Annotated in this window: 14 protein-coding genes and 2 pseudogenes; 14 read left to right on the top strand and 2 right to left on the bottom strand. The window is 72.7% G+C overall.

The annotated features are described in order from the left end of the window. The 5 genes and pseudogenes from ABZ818_RS25205 to ABZ818_RS25225 all read left to right on the top strand — a co-directional run. Positions 1-157 (top strand): annotated as a pseudogene (locus tag ABZ818_RS25205) (4-hydroxy-3-methylbut-2-en-1-yl diphosphate synthase); the annotation flags it as partial. Positions 158-187: 30 nt separating this feature from the next. Continuing rightward, entirely contained in the window at positions 188-2,125 is a 1,938-nt protein-coding gene (dxs, locus tag ABZ818_RS25210; RefSeq protein ID WP_361418799.1) for a 1-deoxy-D-xylulose-5-phosphate synthase, read from the top strand. Beyond that, positions 2,122-3,504, top strand: a complete 1,383-nt coding sequence (locus ABZ818_RS25215) for an aspartate aminotransferase family protein (RefSeq protein ID WP_361418802.1) — start codon at positions 2,122-2,124, stop codon at positions 3,502-3,504. The genes dxs and ABZ818_RS25215 overlap by 4 nt, the downstream gene beginning before the upstream one ends. Before the next feature lie 75 nt (positions 3,505-3,579). Next, positions 3,580-4,203 (top strand): XRE family transcriptional regulator, encoded by a 624-nt coding sequence (locus ABZ818_RS25220; protein WP_361418805.1) that lies wholly within the window; start codon positions 3,580-3,582, stop codon positions 4,201-4,203. Beyond that, on the top strand, positions 4,200-4,322 hold the full coding sequence (locus ABZ818_RS25225) for a DUF6126 family protein (protein ID WP_141356258.1): 123 nt from the start codon (positions 4,200-4,202) through the stop codon (positions 4,320-4,322). Before ABZ818_RS25220 ends, ABZ818_RS25225 begins: the two co-directional genes overlap by 4 nt. A gap of 7 nt (positions 4,323-4,329) precedes the next feature. Here ABZ818_RS25225 and ABZ818_RS25230 read toward each other — a convergent pair whose 3' ends face one another. Continuing rightward, positions 4,330-5,127: a tyrosine-protein phosphatase gene (locus ABZ818_RS25230; protein WP_361418809.1), complete on the bottom strand. Its 798-nt coding sequence runs from the start codon at positions 5,125-5,127 to the stop codon at positions 4,330-4,332. Positions 5,128-5,301: 174 nt separating this feature from the next. Between ABZ818_RS25230 and ABZ818_RS25235 the strand changes: the two are divergent. Continuing rightward, positions 5,302-6,436, top strand: a pseudogene (locus ABZ818_RS25235) (alpha-galactosidase). A gap of 143 nt (positions 6,437-6,579) precedes the next feature. Beyond that, positions 6,580-7,365: an SGNH/GDSL hydrolase family protein gene (locus ABZ818_RS25240; RefSeq protein WP_361418950.1), complete on the top strand. Its 786-nt coding sequence runs from the start codon at positions 6,580-6,582 to the stop codon at positions 7,363-7,365. 739 nt (positions 7,366-8,104) lie between these two features. On the opposite strand, the gene ABZ818_RS25245 is transcribed toward ABZ818_RS25240, so the two are convergent. Continuing rightward, the gene (locus ABZ818_RS25245; protein WP_361418812.1) at positions 8,105-8,749 is read right to left on the bottom strand and encodes a carboxymuconolactone decarboxylase family protein; all 645 of its coding nucleotides are present in this window, start codon (positions 8,747-8,749) and stop codon (positions 8,105-8,107) included. Positions 8,750-8,875: 126 nt separating this feature from the next. On the opposite strand from ABZ818_RS25245, the gene ABZ818_RS25250 reads away from it, so the two are divergent. The 7 genes from ABZ818_RS25250 to tdh all read left to right on the top strand — a co-directional run bounded on the left by ABZ818_RS25250 (position 8,876) and on the right by tdh (position 16,409). Then, positions 8,876-10,084 (top strand): MBL fold metallo-hydrolase, encoded by a 1,209-nt coding sequence (locus tag ABZ818_RS25250; RefSeq protein ID WP_361418815.1) that lies wholly within the window; start codon positions 8,876-8,878, stop codon positions 10,082-10,084. A gap of 543 nt (positions 10,085-10,627) precedes the next feature. Then, positions 10,628-13,030 (top strand): ATP-binding protein, encoded by a 2,403-nt coding sequence (locus tag ABZ818_RS25255; RefSeq protein WP_361418818.1) that lies wholly within the window; start codon positions 10,628-10,630, stop codon positions 13,028-13,030. Positions 13,031-13,107: 77 nt separating this feature from the next. Then, positions 13,108-13,542, top strand: coding sequence for a roadblock/LC7 domain-containing protein (locus ABZ818_RS25260; protein WP_361418821.1), 435 nt, complete (start codon positions 13,108-13,110; stop codon positions 13,540-13,542). Further along, entirely contained in the window at positions 13,539-13,916 is a 378-nt protein-coding gene (locus tag ABZ818_RS25265; protein ID WP_361418824.1) for a DUF742 domain-containing protein, read from the top strand. Before ABZ818_RS25260 ends, ABZ818_RS25265 begins: the two co-directional genes overlap by 4 nt. Next, complete coding sequence (locus tag ABZ818_RS25270; protein WP_361418827.1) at positions 13,894-14,514, top strand: ATP/GTP-binding protein; 621 nt, start codon at positions 13,894-13,896, stop codon at positions 14,512-14,514. Before ABZ818_RS25265 ends, ABZ818_RS25270 begins: the two co-directional genes overlap by 23 nt. A 74-nt stretch (positions 14,515-14,588) precedes the next feature. Beyond that, a complete protein-coding gene (locus ABZ818_RS25275; protein ID WP_361418830.1) occupies positions 14,589-15,182 on the top strand; it encodes a GAF domain-containing protein in 594 nt (197 codons plus the stop codon). Between the two features lie 198 nt (positions 15,183-15,380). Next, the gene (gene tdh, locus ABZ818_RS25280; protein WP_361418833.1) at positions 15,381-16,409 is read left to right on the top strand and encodes an L-threonine 3-dehydrogenase; all 1,029 of its coding nucleotides are present in this window, start codon (positions 15,381-15,383) and stop codon (positions 16,407-16,409) included. Positions 16,410-16,435 lie beyond the last annotated feature (26 nt).

The following is a 16,435-nucleotide window of genomic DNA, read 5'->3' on the forward strand; positions in this document are numbered from 1 at the left end:
CTTCGTCAAGGGGCAGGTCATCAAGACCGTCCCGGAGTCGAAGATCGTGGAGACCCTGATCGAGGAGGCCATGAAGATCGCCGAGCAGATGGAGCGGGACGACGCCGCGGCCGGCGGCCGCACCGGCACGGGGACACCGACAGTCACAGTGAGTTGAAGTACGGCACGGACCGAGAGGGGGCCCAGCGTGACCATTCTGGAGAGCATCCGGGGACCACGCGACCTGAAGGCGCTGTCCGAGGCGGAACTGGGTGAACTGTCCGACGAGATACGCGAGTTCCTGGTGCAAGCGGTCGCCAGGACCGGCGGTCACCTCGGGCCCAACCTGGGCGTGGTGGAACTCACCGTCGCGCTGCACCGGAGTTTCGAGTCGCCGGTCGACCGGATCCTGTGGGACACCGGTCACCAGAGTTATGTGCACAAGCTTCTGACAGGGCGTCAGGACTTCTCCAAGCTGCGCGGCAAGGGCGGGCTGTCCGGCTACCCGGCACGGGAGGAGTCCGAGCACGACGTCATCGAGAACAGCCACGCCTCCACGGCGCTCGGCTGGGCCGACGGACTCGCCAAGGCCCGCCAGGTGCAGGGCGAGAAGGGACACGTCGTCGCCGTCATCGGGGACGGCGCGCTGACCGGCGGCATGGCCTGGGAGGCGCTGAACAACATCGCGGCCGCCCGGGACCGGCCGCTGATCATCGTCGTCAACGACAACGAGCGGTCCTACGCGCCGACCATCGGCGGCCTCGCCAACCACCTGGCCACCCTGCGCACCACCGACGGCTACGAGAAGGTCCTGGCCTGGGGCAAGGACGTCCTCCAGCGCACCCCGGTCGTCGGCAACACCCTCTACGAGTCGCTGCACGGCGCGAAGAAGGGCTTCAAGGACGCGTTCGCGCCGCAGGGCATGTTCGAGGACCTGGGGCTGAAGTACCTCGGCCCGATCGACGGACACGACATCAAGGCCGTCGAGTCGGCGCTGCGCCGGGCCAAACGCTTCCACGGCCCCGTCCTGGTCCACTGCCTCACCGAGAAGGGCCGCGGCTACGAACCCGCCCTCGCCCACGAGGAGGACCACTTCCACACCGTGGGCGTGATGGACCCGCTCACCTGCGAACCGCTCACCCCCGCCGGCGGGCCGTCCTGGACCTCCGTGTTCGGCGACGAGATCGTGAAGATCGGCGAGGAGCGGGACGACGTCGTGGCGATCACCGCCGCCATGCTGCACCCGGTGGGCCTCGGCAAGTTCGCCGAGCGCTTCCCGGACCGGGTGTGGGACGTGGGCATCGCCGAGCAGCACGCGGTCGTCTCGGCGGCGGGGCTCGCCACCGGCGGTCTGCACCCGGTGGTCGCCGTCTACGCCACCTTCCTCAACCGCGCCTTCGACCAGCTCCTGATGGACGTGGCCCTGCACCGCTGCGGGGTCACCTTCGTTCTGGACCGGGCCGGAGTGACCGGCGTCGACGGGGCCTCCCACAACGGCATGTGGGACATGTCCGTCCTCCAGGTCGTGCCCGGCCTCAGGATCGCCGCGCCGCGCGACGCCGACCAGCTGCGCGCCCAGCTGCGCGAGGCCGTCGCCGTCGACGACGCGCCGACCCTGGTCCGTTTCCCCAAGGAGTCGGTCGGCCCGCGGATCGAGGCCACGGGCCGCGTCGGCGGCATGGACGTGCTGCACCGGACGGAGCGGCCCGACGTCCTGCTGGTCGCCGTCGGCGTGATGGCGCCGGTGTGCCTCCAGGCCGCCGAACTGCTCCAGGCGCGGGGCATCGGCTGCACCGTCGTCGACCCGCGCTGGGTCAAGCCCGTCGATCCGGCGCTGCCGGGCCTGGCCGCCGGGCACCGGCTGGTGGCGGTGGTCGAGGACAACAGCCGCGCGTCCGGTGTCGGCGCCGCGGTCGCCCTGGCGCTCGGTGACGCCGAAGTCGACGTACCGGTACGGAGGTTCGGCATCCCGGAGCAGTTCCTCGCGCACGCCAAGCGCGGGGAGGTACTGGCCGACATCGGGCTCACCCCGGTCGAGGTCGCCGGACGGATCGGCGCGAGCCTGGCCGTGCGGGAGCGGGCCGGGACGATCCCGGCGCAGGACGGCGCCGGGGCCGTCATGGCAGTCAAGGAGACAACCGAATGACCACGGAGTTCGACCTCGGCGCCCTGCTGTCCGAGCGCGGCGCCGAGCGCTACGAGCTGCACGCCAGGCACCTCAACCACCAACTCCCGCGCATGCTGCACACCATCGGCTTCGACAAGGTCTACGAGCGGGCCGAGGGCGCGTACTTCTGGGACGCGGAGGGCAACGACTACCTGGACATGCTCTCCGGGTTCGGGGTGATGGGCCTGGGCCGCCATCACCCCGTCGTCCGCAAGGCGCTGCACGACGTGCTGGACGCCCAGCTCGCCGATCTCACCCGCTTCGACTGCCAGCCGCTGCCCGGGCTGCTGGCCGAGCGGCTGCTCGCGCACAGCCCGCACCTGGACCGGGTGTTCTTCGGCAACAGCGGCACGGAGGCGGTGGAGACCGCGCTGAAGTTCGCCCGCCGCGCCACCGGCAGGCCGCGGATCCTTTACTGCGAGCACTCCTTCCACGGCCTGACCGCCGGCTCGCTGTCCGTCAACGGCGAGGAGGGCTTCCGGGACGGGTTCGCCCCGCTGCTGCCCGACACCGCCGTCCCGCTCGGCGACCTCGACGCGGTCGAGCGGGAGCTGAGGAAGGGCGACGTGGCCGCCCTGATCGTCGAGCCGATCCAGGGCAAGGGCGTGCACGAGGCCCCGCCCGGCTGGCTGCGCGCCGCGCAGGAGCTGCTGCACCGGCACAAGGCGCTGCTCATCGCCGACGAGGTGCAGACCGGCCTGGGCCGCACCGGCGACTTCTACGCCTACCAGCACGAGGACGGAGTCGAGCCGGACCTGGTCTGCGTGGCCAAGGCCCTGTCCGGCGGCTATGTGCCGGTGAGCGCGACCCTCGGCAGGGACTGGATCTTCAAGAAGGTCTACTCCTCGATCGACCGGGTGCTGGTCCACTCGGCGAGCTTCGGGTCCAACGCCCAGGCCATGGCGGCGGGGCTGGCCGTACTGTCCGTGATGGAGAACGAGCAGATCGTGGCCAACGCGCGGGCCACGGGCGAGCTGCTGAAGTCCCGGCTGGCGGCGCTCACCGACCGGTACGAGCTGCTCGCCGACGTGCGCGGCCGGGGCCTGATGATCGGCATCGAGTTCGGCCGGCCGAGGTCGCTGAAACTGCGCGGGCGCTGGACCATGCTCCAGGCCGCCCGCAAGGGACTGTTCGCGCAGATGGTGGTCGTCCCGCTGCTGCAGCGGCACCGTATCCTGAGCCAGGTCTCCGGCGACCACCTGGAGGTGATCAAGCTGATCCCGCCGCTGGTCGTCGGGGAGGCGGAGGTCGACCGGTTCGTTGACGCCTTCACCGCCGTGATGGACGACGCGCACGGCGGCGGGCTGATGTGGGACTTCGGAAAGACGCTGGTCAAGCAGGCCGTCGCCAACCGGTGAGCCGAGCCGGACAAAGTGCTTTGCCTCTGAGGCAAGGAATTTGCCTTAGGGGCAAAGTGGCGCTGGAATGGAGGTATGAGCTCTCCAGAGTCCCAGCCCTCTGCGGGGCAGGCCGCGGACCTGCCCGCCGTCGCGCCGCAACTGCGTGCGCTGCGCCGCCGTGCCGCACTGACCCTGGAGGCCGCGGCCCGCGCGGCCGGACTGTCGCCCGCCCACCTCTCCCGCCTGGAGACCGGGCAGCGCCAGCCCTCGCTGCCGATGCTGCTCGCGCTCGCCCGTGTCTACGGTACGACCGTCTCCGAACTGCTCGGCGAGAACGTCGCCGACCGGGACGCGGTCGTGCGCGCCGAGGACATGGAGCCGACGCGGGCCGGCGGCTGGACGTACTGGCAGGCCGGCGCGTCCGGCCGCGGGATGCAGGCCCTGCGGGTCCGCGTCCCGCACGGCTCCCAGGGCGACATCGTGCGCGTGCACCCCGGCGAGGAGTGGCTGTACGTCCTCAAGGGGCACCTCAGGCTCCGTCTCGGGGACGCCACGCACCTGCTCGTGCCGGGCACCAGCGCGCACTTCGACTCGCTGACCCCGCACCGCATCGCGGCCGAGAGCCCGGACGGGGTCGAGCTCCTCTTCGTCCATACCCTGTTGCAGAGTCCCACGGCCGCGCTGTGCCTGGGCCCCCACATCGGAGACATGCCATGAGCAACCTGGAAGAGAAGTTCCCGCGCGCCCTGTGGGTCCGGCTCGTCATCTACACCGTCGTCGGGCACTTCTTCGCCGGGTTCGTCTGGTTCCTGTTCTCGGTCGGCGGCTCCAAGTGACGGCCCGTCAGTCCAGCAGGCGCTCGCGCAGCCGCTCCCGGGTGTCGGGAGCCAGCCGCAGCCCCCGCTCCAGATAGGAGTCGACGCCGCCCCAGGTCTCCTCGATGGTCTCCAGGGCCGCCGCCAGGTACTCGGCACGCGCCTCGAACAGGGGGCTGAGCAGCTCCATGACCTCGGGGGAGTAGGCCGCGGCCGAGGTGTTGCTGCGGTGCACCTTGTAGCGGCGGTGCTTGGCGTTCGACTCCAGGTAGTCGGCGACGATCGCGTCCCGCTCCACGCCGAGGGCGAGAAGGGTCACGGCGATCGACAGGCCCGCGCGGTCCTTGCCCGCCGCACAGTGCATCAGGACCGGCACGCAGTCCTCGGCGAGCGCGTGCAGCACCTGGGAGTGCTCGCCGGTGCGCTCCTTGATGAGCACGCGGTAGGACGCGATCATCCGGTGCGCGCCCTTGCCGTCGTCCAGGACGGAGCGCAGCTCGTCGAGGTCTCCGTCGCGGACCATCTTCCAGAACTCGGCCCCGTCGGCCGGGTCGCTCAGCGGCAGGTTCACATGGCGCACGCCCGGCAGTTCGACGTCCGGACCCTCCAACTTCACATCGGCCGCGTTGCGGAAGTCGAAGATCGTGTGCAGGCCCAGGGAGCCGAGGAAGGACGCGTCCTCGTCGGTCGCGTGCGCGAGGTGGCCGCTGCGGAACAGCATCCCGTGCCGCACCCGCCGGCCGTCCACGGTCGGCAGCCCGCCCACATCACGGAAGTTGCGCACTGCGGCCAGCTCGGGCTCGGTCGAGGGGACCTGCTGCGTCACGGGGACTCCTCCCTTTCGGTCCCGCCGTCACGGCGCGTCGGCGGGCACGGCTTCGACCATACGACATGGCTTCCCGGGGCAACGGGGGCTGTCCACGGGCGTTGCCCCGGCGCCCGCGCGCCTCGATGATGTCGGTGCGTGCGCGGACCTGTTCGGACCTGTGGGGGACGGAACATGCTGGAGACCGTCGACGACGGCCGCACATGGCTGCTGACCGGGCCCACGAGCGGCTACGCCGTCCATCTCACCGCACGCGGCGAACTGCTCCACCTGCACTGGGGCCCGAGGATCGCCCTCGCCGACGCCGAGGCCCTTGCCGCCCGTCCGCTGCCGGACGCCCGGCCCTTCGAGTCCCCGCTCGACGGACACGAGAAGTACCCGGTCGAGGGCGGCCCCCGCTTCGTACGGCCCGCGCTGTCCGTGCGCACCGCCGAACGGCGCGGCACCGAGTGGACCTTCGGGGCGTACCGGACCGAGGACGACGAACTGCGGCTGCTGTTCCACGACTCGGGGCTGGACATCACACTCCACTACCGGATGCGCGGGGACGTCGTCGAGCGCCGGGTCACCCTCGCCAACCGGGGGCCCGAAGCCGTGGAGGTGCTGCGCGCCGACTCCGCCACCTGGACCCTGCCCGACCGCGAGGGCTGGCGGCTGTCCCAGCTGCACGGCCGCTGGGCCGCCGAGTCCCGCCTGGTGCGCACCGGCCTGCTCGGGCGGCGGCCGGATCGACCTCGGCGTCCTGTCCCGTACGGACCGGGTGTGGACCTCCGACAACACCGACCCGCTGGACCGCCTCGCCATCCAGCACGGCTTCAGCCAGATCCATCCCGCTCGGGTCATGGCCGCCTGGGTCACCGACAGCCCGAACGCCATGCTCAACGGGCGGTCCAGCACACTGCGTTTCCGCTTCGTGAGCGCCATGGCGGGGGTGCTCGGGGTGGGCGGCGACCTCACCCGGTGGACGGAGGAGGAACTGGCCGAGGCCCGCGACCGGATCGCCCTCTACAAGAAGATCCGGCCGGTGGTCCAGCGCGGCGACCTGTACCGGCTGCGGCCCCCGCGGGGCGGGCTGAGCGCGGTGCAGTACGTCCTCGGCGACGACACCGTCGTCCTCGCCCTGCTCCAGGCGCAGCACCACGGCGAGCCCGTGCCCGCGCTGCGGCTGCGCGGACTGGACCCGGCGGCGTCGTACGCGTGCGAGGACACCGGGGAAGTGCACCGGGGTGCCGTGCTGCTGCACCACGGGCTGCGCACCGGACTGCGGGGCGACTTCGACGCGACGGTCGTCCGACTGCGGCGGGTCTGAGGGTCCGCGTATTCCCGCCGGGGCGATCGGCCGAAGTGGCTTTTCTCACCGGCCGTCAACCCCTTCCTACGGTCGCGTAGGTCACATTCGAAGGTGAATCATGGGCCGACGTGGCAGACGATTCGAAGAGTGACAGCAGATCAGTGATCGGGTCGTACGTGGCGGTGGGGGACAGCTTCACCGAGGGCGTCGGCGATCCCGGCCCCGACGGGGCGTTCGTCGGCTGGGCCGACCGCTTCGCCGTCCTGCTCGCCGACCGGCGGCCCGAAGGCGGCTTCCAGTACACCAACCTCGCCGTGCGCGGGAGACTGCTCGACCAGATCGTGGCGGACCAGGTCTCACGGGCCGTCGAACTCGCCCCCGACCTGGTCTCGTTCTGCGCCGGCGGCAACGACATCATCCGCCCCGGCACCGACCCGGACGAGGTGGCCGAGCGCTTCGAGGAGGCGGTCTCGCGGCTCGCCGCCGTCTCGGGCACGGTCATGGTGACCACCGGCTTCGACACGCGGGGCGTGCCCCTGCTCAAGCATCTGCGCGGCAAGATCGCCACGTACAACGGGCATGTGCGGGCCATCGCCGACCGCTACGGCTGCCCGGTGCTCGACCTGTGGTCGCTGAAGGCCGTCCAGGACCGCCGCGCCTGGGACGACGACCGCCTGCACCTCTCGCCCGACGGGCACACGCGCGTGGCGCTGCGCGCCGGCCAGGTCCTCGGACTCGACGTCCCGGCCGACCCGGAGCAGCCCTGGCCGCCGCTGCCGCCCCGCGGCACGCTGGAGGTCCGCCGCGACGACGTGCACTGGGCGCGCGAGTACCTGGTGCCGTGGATCGGCCGCCGACTGCGCGGCGAGTCCTCCGGCGACCACGTGACGGCCAAGGGCGCCCTGTCCCCCGACGCCATCAGGACCCGGATCGCGTCGGTGGCCTGAACCCACAGAGGCCCAACGCCTCCCACCCGGGCCCGGCACCTGGGCGGAGCCGCATCCGGCCCCGCTTGCGGGAACCCGGGCCGCATCCGGCTCCGGCACGGGGGCCCGCCTCGCCGCTCGTCGGCCGCGGGGCGGTTCCGTCCGGCGGGGCCGTCGCACGCGGGATGGGACCGCCGGGCTCCGGGCGGCGGGCTTGTCCCCATCACCCTCCGTGCCGGGGCCGCTGTCGGCCGCCTTGTCGGGCTGCATCGGGCCCGGGATACGGGAGTCTGCACCGCGGCTCGTCGGCGGGGGGCGGCCGTTCCGTCCGGCGGGGTGGTGGGACGCGGGGTGGGATCGCCGGGAGTCTGGCAGCCACCGCCCGTCAACCGCGGTGCTGTCCCGTCCGGGAAGTCGTGGTGCCGGGATCGGGGGGCGGAACGCGGCCGCCGGTATCCGCTCTCCGCGCCTGGGCCGGTAATGGCGGGCTTCGTCCGGCCGCCGCCCCAAGCCCACGGCCTTCCCGTCCGGTGGCGCTGCCCGGATCCGGGCGGCGGAACGTGCCCGCCGGCCCTCCTTTGCGTCGGGCCGGTGACGGTCGCCTTCCGCTGCCTGGGGGAGGCTCCGGGCATCCAGGCTCGATCCGCCCTTCAGCCCTGAGCCGTCCTCGTCGGCCGTATCAGCGTGGGGCGCTGTGGGCCGTGTTCGAGCGGAGGCTTGTCACCCGCTCACTCAGCTTGGTCGCCGGGGCCGCACGCGGTCAGGGCGAGACCCGGCCCTGGGCGGCCGTGCCGGGGCCGGGGTGCCGCGTCGACGCGTTGTCCGTGGCCCGTGCGGATTCCGGGACCTCGCAGGAGTCCTTGAAGCCCTGGCTCGTCAGGCCCAGTGCGGAGTTCATGCGCGAGCGCAGGTTCTCGACCGCGACCACCGCCGTCAGCTCGACCAGGGCCGGCTCGCCCAGCCGGTCGCGCAGGCGGGCGGCCAGGTCGTCGTCCACCGTGGGCGGCGTGGCCGTCATGGCCTCGGCGTACGCGAGGACGTCGCGCTCCAGCGGCGTATAGGCGTCGCTGTCCCGCCACGCCGGGACGTCGTGCAGCTTCTCGGGCGCCATGCCGCGCTCCCGGGCGACCCAGTAGCCGAAGTCCATGCACCACGAGCAGCCGATCGCCGCGGCCGACGCCATCTCGGCGAGCGCCTTCAGATCGGGGTCGAGCCTGTTCCACTTCGCCAGCGACTGCTCGAACCGCAGATCGCTCCACAGGACCCGCGGATTGTGCGCGAGCGCCCGGGCGGGGTCCAGCACCTTGCCGTAGACGCGCCTGCTGTACCACTCGACCAGGCGGAACAAGCGGGTGCGGGGCGGGCTGAGCGAGACGCGGGCCATGGCGGCCACCTCCAGTTGCATCGGTTCCGTGAGCACCTCGTGGGTGCCTGCACCGGTACGACGGACGGGAGCGCGCCGCTGTGACATCCGGACCGTCGGAGGGGCCCGACATAATGGAAAGCCTGACCGACTCCACCTGGAGGTAGCGTGGCAGGATTCCGTCCTTCGAACCCGGGGCTCCGTGCACTGCGGCCCGAGGCCTTCGGCGCCGACCCCAGCGGAGAGCGCATGGCGCGCATCCGCAGATCACCCCATTTCAAGGACGGCGTCTTCCAGAACCCCGGGGGTCCTGCCCGGACCCGGCCCTCCGGCTCGACGCCGGCCTTCGCGAGGCGCTACCTCGACAAGGACGAGCGCCGCCGCCGCGCCCCGCGCGGCACCGTGCCCACGCACGCCACCACGCTCGCCGACCTGGCGAAGCCCGCGGCCAGCGGTCTGCGGCTGACCTGGATGGGACATTCCAGCGTCCTCGCGGAGATCGACGGGCAGCGGGTGCTCTTCGATCCCGTGTGGGGCGAGCGCTGCTCGCCGTTCCCCTTCGTCGGACCCCGGCGGCTGCACCCGGTGCCGCTGCCGCTGGCCGCGCTCGGCCCGGTCGACGTCGTCGTCATCTCCCACGACCACTACGACCACCTGGACCTGCCCACCATCAAGGCGCTGGCCGGCACGGACACCGTGTTCGCCGTGCCCCTCGGCGTCGGCGCCCACCTGGAGCACTGGGGCGTGTCCGCCGACCGCCTGCGCGAACTGGACTGGCACGAGGCCACCAGGGTCGGCGGGCTCACCCTGACCGCGACCCCCGCCCGCCACTTCTGCGGCCGGGCCCTGCGCAACACCCAGCACACCCTGTGGGCCTCCTGGGCCGTCGCGGGCGAGGAGCACCGGATCTACCACAGCGGTGACACCGGCTACTTCGACGGCTTCCGGCAGATCGGCGCGGACCACGGCCCGTTCGACGCGACGATGATCCAGATCGGCGCGTACTCCGAGTTCTGGCCGGACATCCACATGACGCCCGAGGAGGGGGTCCGAGCCCACCTCGACCTGCAGGGGAACACGCCGTCCGGCGTGCTGCTGCCGATCCACTGGGGAACCTTCACCCTCGCCCCGCACGCCTGGGCCGAGCCCGGCGAGTGGACGAAGGACGCCGCCGAGGCGGCGGGGCAGGCAGTGGCGCTCCCGCGGCCGGGGGAGCCTTTCGAGCCCTCGGGCAAGGTGCCCGCGGAGCCGTGGTGGCGACCGGTGTCCGCGCCTCTCTCCCACCCGTGGCGCAGCGCCAAGGGGCCGGAGGCCGCCCCGACTGCGCCGGCCGCGCCGACCGTCCCGAGCGATCTCGATCTCGCCGGCGAGCGGTGACGCCGGACGGGTGACTCCCAGGTTCTGACGCGGCGGTCCCAGGCCGGGGTCGCGAGGCGGTGGTGCCGGTGGCCGTCGGGCTCGCTCCCGGCCCGGTCGGCCTGAGCGCGGACCGACACAGCGCGTGACGGTGCCGAGGGCGCTGGTCGGGGCAGGGGAGGAGCCGAGATCGTTCCGGCCGGACGAGGCCGGACGAGGCCGGACGAGGCCGCATGGACGGCGGGGCCGGAGAGGCGATGTCTCTCCGGCCCGCCGTCCGTTCGTGACCGGTTCTGACCAGGTGGGATCGATGTATTTCGGTTCGCTGGTGTGTGGCGGCGCGGGTGCTCGCTCTGTCGTGCGAACGCTCATACCAGAGCGGGACGCTTTCGGGGGGATTTCGTCAACTGTCCACCTCACTTGGTGCGTCGGTGACTACTGTGAGTGTCCGTGGGGCGACGCGGTGCCGTACACGCGCTGCTGTCGACCGGCACAGCGATGGCGCATGCCCGCTCGCGCCCCGGGCGCGAGTACACAGGCCCGACGGACCCGTACGAGGAACAGATGTCTCACCTCCGTGCACCGGCCGCCCGCGCAGACCGCCGTGAGGGCGGGCGGCACGGGCGCCCGGTCACCCGCACCGTCCCCTCGCTGCCCGAGACCCGTCTACGGCCGCAGCTGATGCGCCTGGCGGTGCTGCCGCCGACCTCGGTCGCGCTCAGCGCCGGCGGGGCCGTGCTCTTCACCGTGCGCTCCACCGGCGCACGCCCCGGTCTCGTCCTGTGGGCCGTGCTCGCCGGAGCGTTCGCGGTCACGCTCGCGGGCATCACGATCGCCGCCGTCGCCGCCGGCCGGGCCGCCCGGTCGGTGCACGACCGGATCGGCGTCCTGCGCCGCGGCACCGCGCGCCGCGAGGCCGAACTGCGCGCCCTCGTCGACGCCCTGCGCCAGGGCGAGGCCCCGCCGCGGCGCACGTCGCGCGGCGGCCCGCCGGAGCACGCCGACGAGGTCGACCTGCTCGCCGCCGACCTGGCGCGCGCCCACGACGGGGCCGTCGCCGCCGTCGTGCAGGCCGCCCAGCTGTCCAGCCAGACGGGCAGCGAACAGAAACTGGAGGTCTTCGTCAATCTCGCCCGGCGCCTCCAGTCCCTGGTGCACCGGGAGATCTCCACCCTCGACGAGCTGGAGAACGACATCGAGGACCCGGACCTGCTCAAGGGCATCTTCCATGTCGACCACCTCGCCACCCGGGTCCGCCGGCACGCCGAGAACCTCGCCGTACTCGGCGGCGCCGTCTCCCGCCGCCAGTGGAGCAACCCGGTCTGCATGACGGAGGTGCTGCGCTCGGCCATCGCCGAGGTCGAGCAGTACTCGCGGGTCAAGCTCGCCCCGCCGATCGAGGGGCGGCTGCGCGGCCACGCCGTCGCCGACGTGATCCATCTGCTGGCCGAACTCGTCGAGAACGCCACGCTGTTCTCCGCCCCGCAGACCCAGGTCCTGCTGCGCGCCAACCTCGTCACCTCCGGACTCGCGGTGGAGGTCGAGGACCGGGGCCTGGGCATGCCGGTCGGCGAGCAGGTCCGGATGAACGCCCTGCTGGCCGACCCAGACCAGGTCAACGTCGCGAGCCTGCTCGCCGACGGCCGCATCGGGCTGTACGTGGTCTCCCAGCTCGCCAGGCGGCACGGCATCACCGTCCGCCTGCAGACCAACATCTACGGCGGTGTGCAGGCGGTCGTCGTCGTGCCGCAGGCACTGCTGGGAACGTCGACGGGAGCCTCCGGCACGTCGTTCGGGGCGCTGGACACCGGCATGCGGCCCGCGGCCCCGGCGCCGTACCCGTCGAGCGCCGCCCCGTCGCTCCCGGACGGCGGACACGCGCACGCTGTCCCGCCGGCCCTGAACGGCGGCGGCATCCACCGCGCCCCGGCCGTGTCCGGCGGCCGCGGGGAGCCTGTGCGAGGCGTGCACGGCAACGGCGTACGACCCGCGCCGAGCCCCGTCACCGACCTGCTCGGCGCCCCCGCCCGCCCCGGCGACACGCGCCGACGCGACGGCGGGATGCATCCCGTGGCGGGCGCCGGCGCCCACGACGCGGGCCGCGTCGCCGGCGCGTACGGAGGCGTTCTTCCGCCGCCCGTCGTATCCCGCGTGAACGGCGACGCCGGACCCGTCACGCCTGTGTCCGGGGGTGACACGCCCATGTATGTGCCTGGGCCTGTGTCTGGGGGCGAGATGCCTGTGTCCGTACCCGCCCCGATGTCCGGGGGCGACACGCCCACGCCCATGCCCATGCCTGGGCCTGTGTCTGGGGGCGACACACCTGTGCCCGTACCCGCGCCCGCTCCCGGGAGCCACACGCCCCTGCCCATGCCCCTGTCCAGGGGCGACACGCCCACCCCCGTACCCGGCGGCGACCTGCTGCCCGCCCCCGTCCCCGCCCCCATCTCGCCCAGCGACGACGTGCGGTCCGTCGAGTCCACCAACGGCGATCACCTCGATCCCCTGCCGCGGCGAACGGCGCGCGAAGGGCAGGAGACTCCCGCGGAGGCCGTGCCGGGCATCCGGCCCGCCGAGCGGGCCGCCGTGGCGGCGAACGCCGGTGAACCCCCCGTTCCGCGCGCCGGAGCGGTGCGCGGAACCATGGAGAGGCCCCGACTGCCCCGGCGGCGCGCCCAGGAGCACCTCGTGCCGCAACTGCGCGGTGGCCCGCTGCCGCGCCAGGAATCCGAGTACGTCGCCGGCCACGACCCCGGGCTGATGGCGGCCTTCCGGCGCGGCATGGGACGCGCCGAATCGGAGCAGCGCCGGGAGCCGGCCGCCGCGGAGCCGGCCCGCCCGCACGAGCCGCACCCCCCGGGCGGCGCCCACCCCGTGGACGAGTCCGGGCCGGCGGAGACGCTGCCCGTGCTCCTGCCAGGGCAGTACCTCACCCTCCGGCACGACGGGGGCGAGTCGGCCGAATGACCAGTCCGCCCAGCCCCGCCACCACTCCCGACCCCAGCGCTTGCGCAGACCTTCGGACCCCAAGGAGTCGATCCACCATGGCGAGCGATGCGCCGACCGGCCGTGTCTCCGACCTCGACTGGCTGATGAGTGGCCTCGTGCAGCGCGTACCGCACACCACCAGCGCGGTCCTGCTGTCCTGCGACGGGCTGGTGAAGTCCGTCCACGGCCTCGACCACGACAGCGCCGACCACATGGCCGCCCTGGCCTCCGGCCTGTACTCCCTCGGCCGCAGCGCCGGCGTCCGCTTCGGCGACGGCGGCGAGGTGCGGCAGGTCGTCGTCGAACTCGACTCGACGCTGCTGTTCGTCACCACCGCCGGTACCGGCACCTGCCTCGCCGTGCTCGCCGGCCGCGAGGCCGACGCGGCGGTGCTGGGCTACGAGATGGCGATGCTGGTCAAGAGCGTCCGCCCCTACCTCGAGACCGCGCCTCGGCAGCATTCCGTCGAATCCCGGGCGCTGCGGCCTTGAGCGCGGCGGCGGCCGGCGACAGGCCCTGGCTCGACGACGCGGCCGGACGGCTGGTGCGCCCCTTCACCGTCAGCGACGGCCGCACCCGGCCCAGCATCGCGCTCGACCTCATGTCGCAGGTGATGGCCACCGGTGTGACACCGCTGGCCTACCTCGGCCCGGAGCACGGCCAGGCACTCGACCTGTGCCGCGCCCCCCTCCCGGTGGCCGAGGTCGCCGCCCATCTGAAGCTGCCGGCCGTGGTGACCAAGGTGCTGCTGTCCGACCTCGTCGACTGCGGGGCGCTGACCACCAGGCCCCCCGCGTACCAACACCACCCCACCGACCGGGCTCTTCTGGAGGCAGTGCTCGATGGACTACGACGACAGCTCTGACTACGACGGCGGCCTCGATCCCTTCCCCACCGCGCTGAAGATCCTGGTGGCGGGAGGGTTCGGGGTGGGCAAGACGACCTTCGTCGGCGCGGTCAGCGAGATCGCGCCGCTGAGCACGGAGGAGTTGCTCACCACGGTCAGCGCGGCCACGGACAACCTCGACGGCGTGGAGAACAAGGTCGAGACGACCGTCGCGATGGACTTCGGCCGCATCACCCTCGATCCGCAGCACGTGCTCTACCTGTTCGGTACGCCCGGCCAGGAACGGTTCTGGTTCATGTGGGACGAGCTGTGCGAGGGCGCCCTGGGAGCGGTGATCCTCGCCGACACCCGCAGGCTGGAGGAGTGCTTCGCCGCCGTCGACTTCTTCGAACGTCGCGGCCTCGCGTTCGTCGTCGGGGTCAACGAGTTCGACGGTGCCCACCGGTACGACCCCGAGGAGGTGCGGGCGGCCCTCGACCTCGACCCGCGGATCCCCGTGGTCCCCTGCGACGCCCGCATCTCCAGCTCGGGCATCCAGACCCTGCTGACCCTCGTCCGGCATCTCATCGCCCACGCACCCGCCGTCCCCGCACCGAGCCAGGGCGCGCACAGGTGACCCCGGCACACTGATCCCCGCACACCGTCACGGAGCCCGTACATGACATACGCCGACAGCGACGGAGCCCGGCCATGAGCTACGACCCGCCCCGCCCGGCCGGTCGCCTGCTGCTGACCCCCGAGGACAAGGACGCCCCCGCCCGCACCGAGCGACTGCGGCGGCTGGGCCTGGGGGAGCGGCGGCCCGAGCCTGCTCTGGACGCCTACGCCGACCGCCTCGCCGCGTTCACCCGGGCGCCGTACGCGATGGTCAACTTCCTCGACGTGGAAGGGCAGTTCTTCGCCGGACTGCACCGGCCCGAGCGTGACGTCCTCACCGTCGACACCGGCGCCGACGGTGACGGAAGACGGCGTGAACTAGGCCGCCGCCTGGCGCGCGACCACGGCTTCTGCCCGCATGTCGTGGTGCGGCGCAAGGCGCTGGTGCTGGAGGACGTCAGCGACTACCCGCGGTTCGCGGGCAACCCGATCGTGGACGAGTTCGGCATCCGCTCCTATCTGGGCGCCCCGCTCATCGACAGTACGCAGATGGTGCTGGGCACGGTGTGCGTCGTCGACGTCGAGCCGCGGCCGTGGGGCAGGGAGGGGCTTCGGACCATCAAGGCGGCCGCGGCGGAGCTCGCTCCGCGGCTGGAGCGCCGGGAGACCGAGGGCTTCCTGTTCTGACGGCCGGGCGAAGGTCTCGCGCCGTCCGCGAGCGCGCTCGCGGACGGCGTGAAGCGGAGCTGTGGCCGCGTTTAAGAAATCCTCGATGGACCGGCGTGCCGCAGTACGGCAGATTGCTAACGGAATCCACCCCTCTCCCCGGACGCGGGCTGCCCCGGCATGCCCGGACCCGGGGCCGGAACCACAGGAGCGGTAGCGTTGAAGGCGCTGGTCAAGCAGAAGGCGGAGCCCGGGTTGTGGCTCGCGGACGTCCCCGAGCCCGCCATCGGACCCGGCGACGTACTGATCAAGGTCCTGCGGACCGGCATCTGCGGCACCGACTTGCACATCCGGGCCTGGGACGGCTGGGCCCAGCAGGCGATCCGCACACCGCTCGTGGTCGGGCACGAGTTCGTCGGCGAGGTCGTCGAGACCGGCGCCGACGTCACCGACATCAAGCCCGGCGACCGGGTCAGCGGTGAGGGCCACCTGGTGTGCGGCAAGTGCCGCAACTGCCTGGCCGGACGCCGCCACCTGTGCCGGGCCACCGTCGGACTCGGCGTGGGACGCGACGGCGCGTTCGCCGAGTACGTCGCCCTGCCCGCCGCCAACGTCTGGGTGCATCGCGTCCCCGTCGACCTCGACATCGCCGCGATCTTCGACCCGTTCGGCAACGCCGTGCACACCGCGCTCTCCTTCCCGCTGGTCGGCGAGGACGTCCTGATCACCGGCGCGGGTCCGATCGGCCTGATGGCGGCGGCCGTCGCGCGGCACGCGGGCGCGCGCAACGTCGTCATCACCGACGTGAGCGAGGAGCGGCTGGAGCTGGCCCGCAAGATCGGCGTGAGCCTCGCCCTCGACGTCTCCCGGGACACGATCGCCGGGGGACAGCGCACGCTCGGCCTGCGCGAGGGCTTCGACGTCGGCCTGGAGATGTCCGGTCGCCCCGAGGCGATGCGCGACATGATCGCGAACATGACGCACGGCGGCAAGATCGCCATGCTCGGCCTGCCCGCCCAGGAGTTCCCCGTCGACTGGGCCCGCGTCGTCACCTCGATGATCACCATCAAGGGCATCTACGGCCGGGAGATGTTCGAGACCTGGTACGCCATGTCGGTGCTGCTGGAGGGCGGCCTCGACCTCGCCCCCGTCGTCACCGGCCGATACGGCTACGAGGACTTCGAGACGGCCTTCGCCGACGCCGCGAGCGGCAAGGGCGGAAAGATCATCCTCGACTGGACCGTGTGACCGCGTACCCCCTTCTTCCGCCGCTC

The organism is Streptomyces sp. NPDC047453 (genome assembly GCF_040643155.1).
GTDB lineage: Bacteria > Actinomycetota > Actinomycetes > Streptomycetales > Streptomycetaceae > Streptomyces.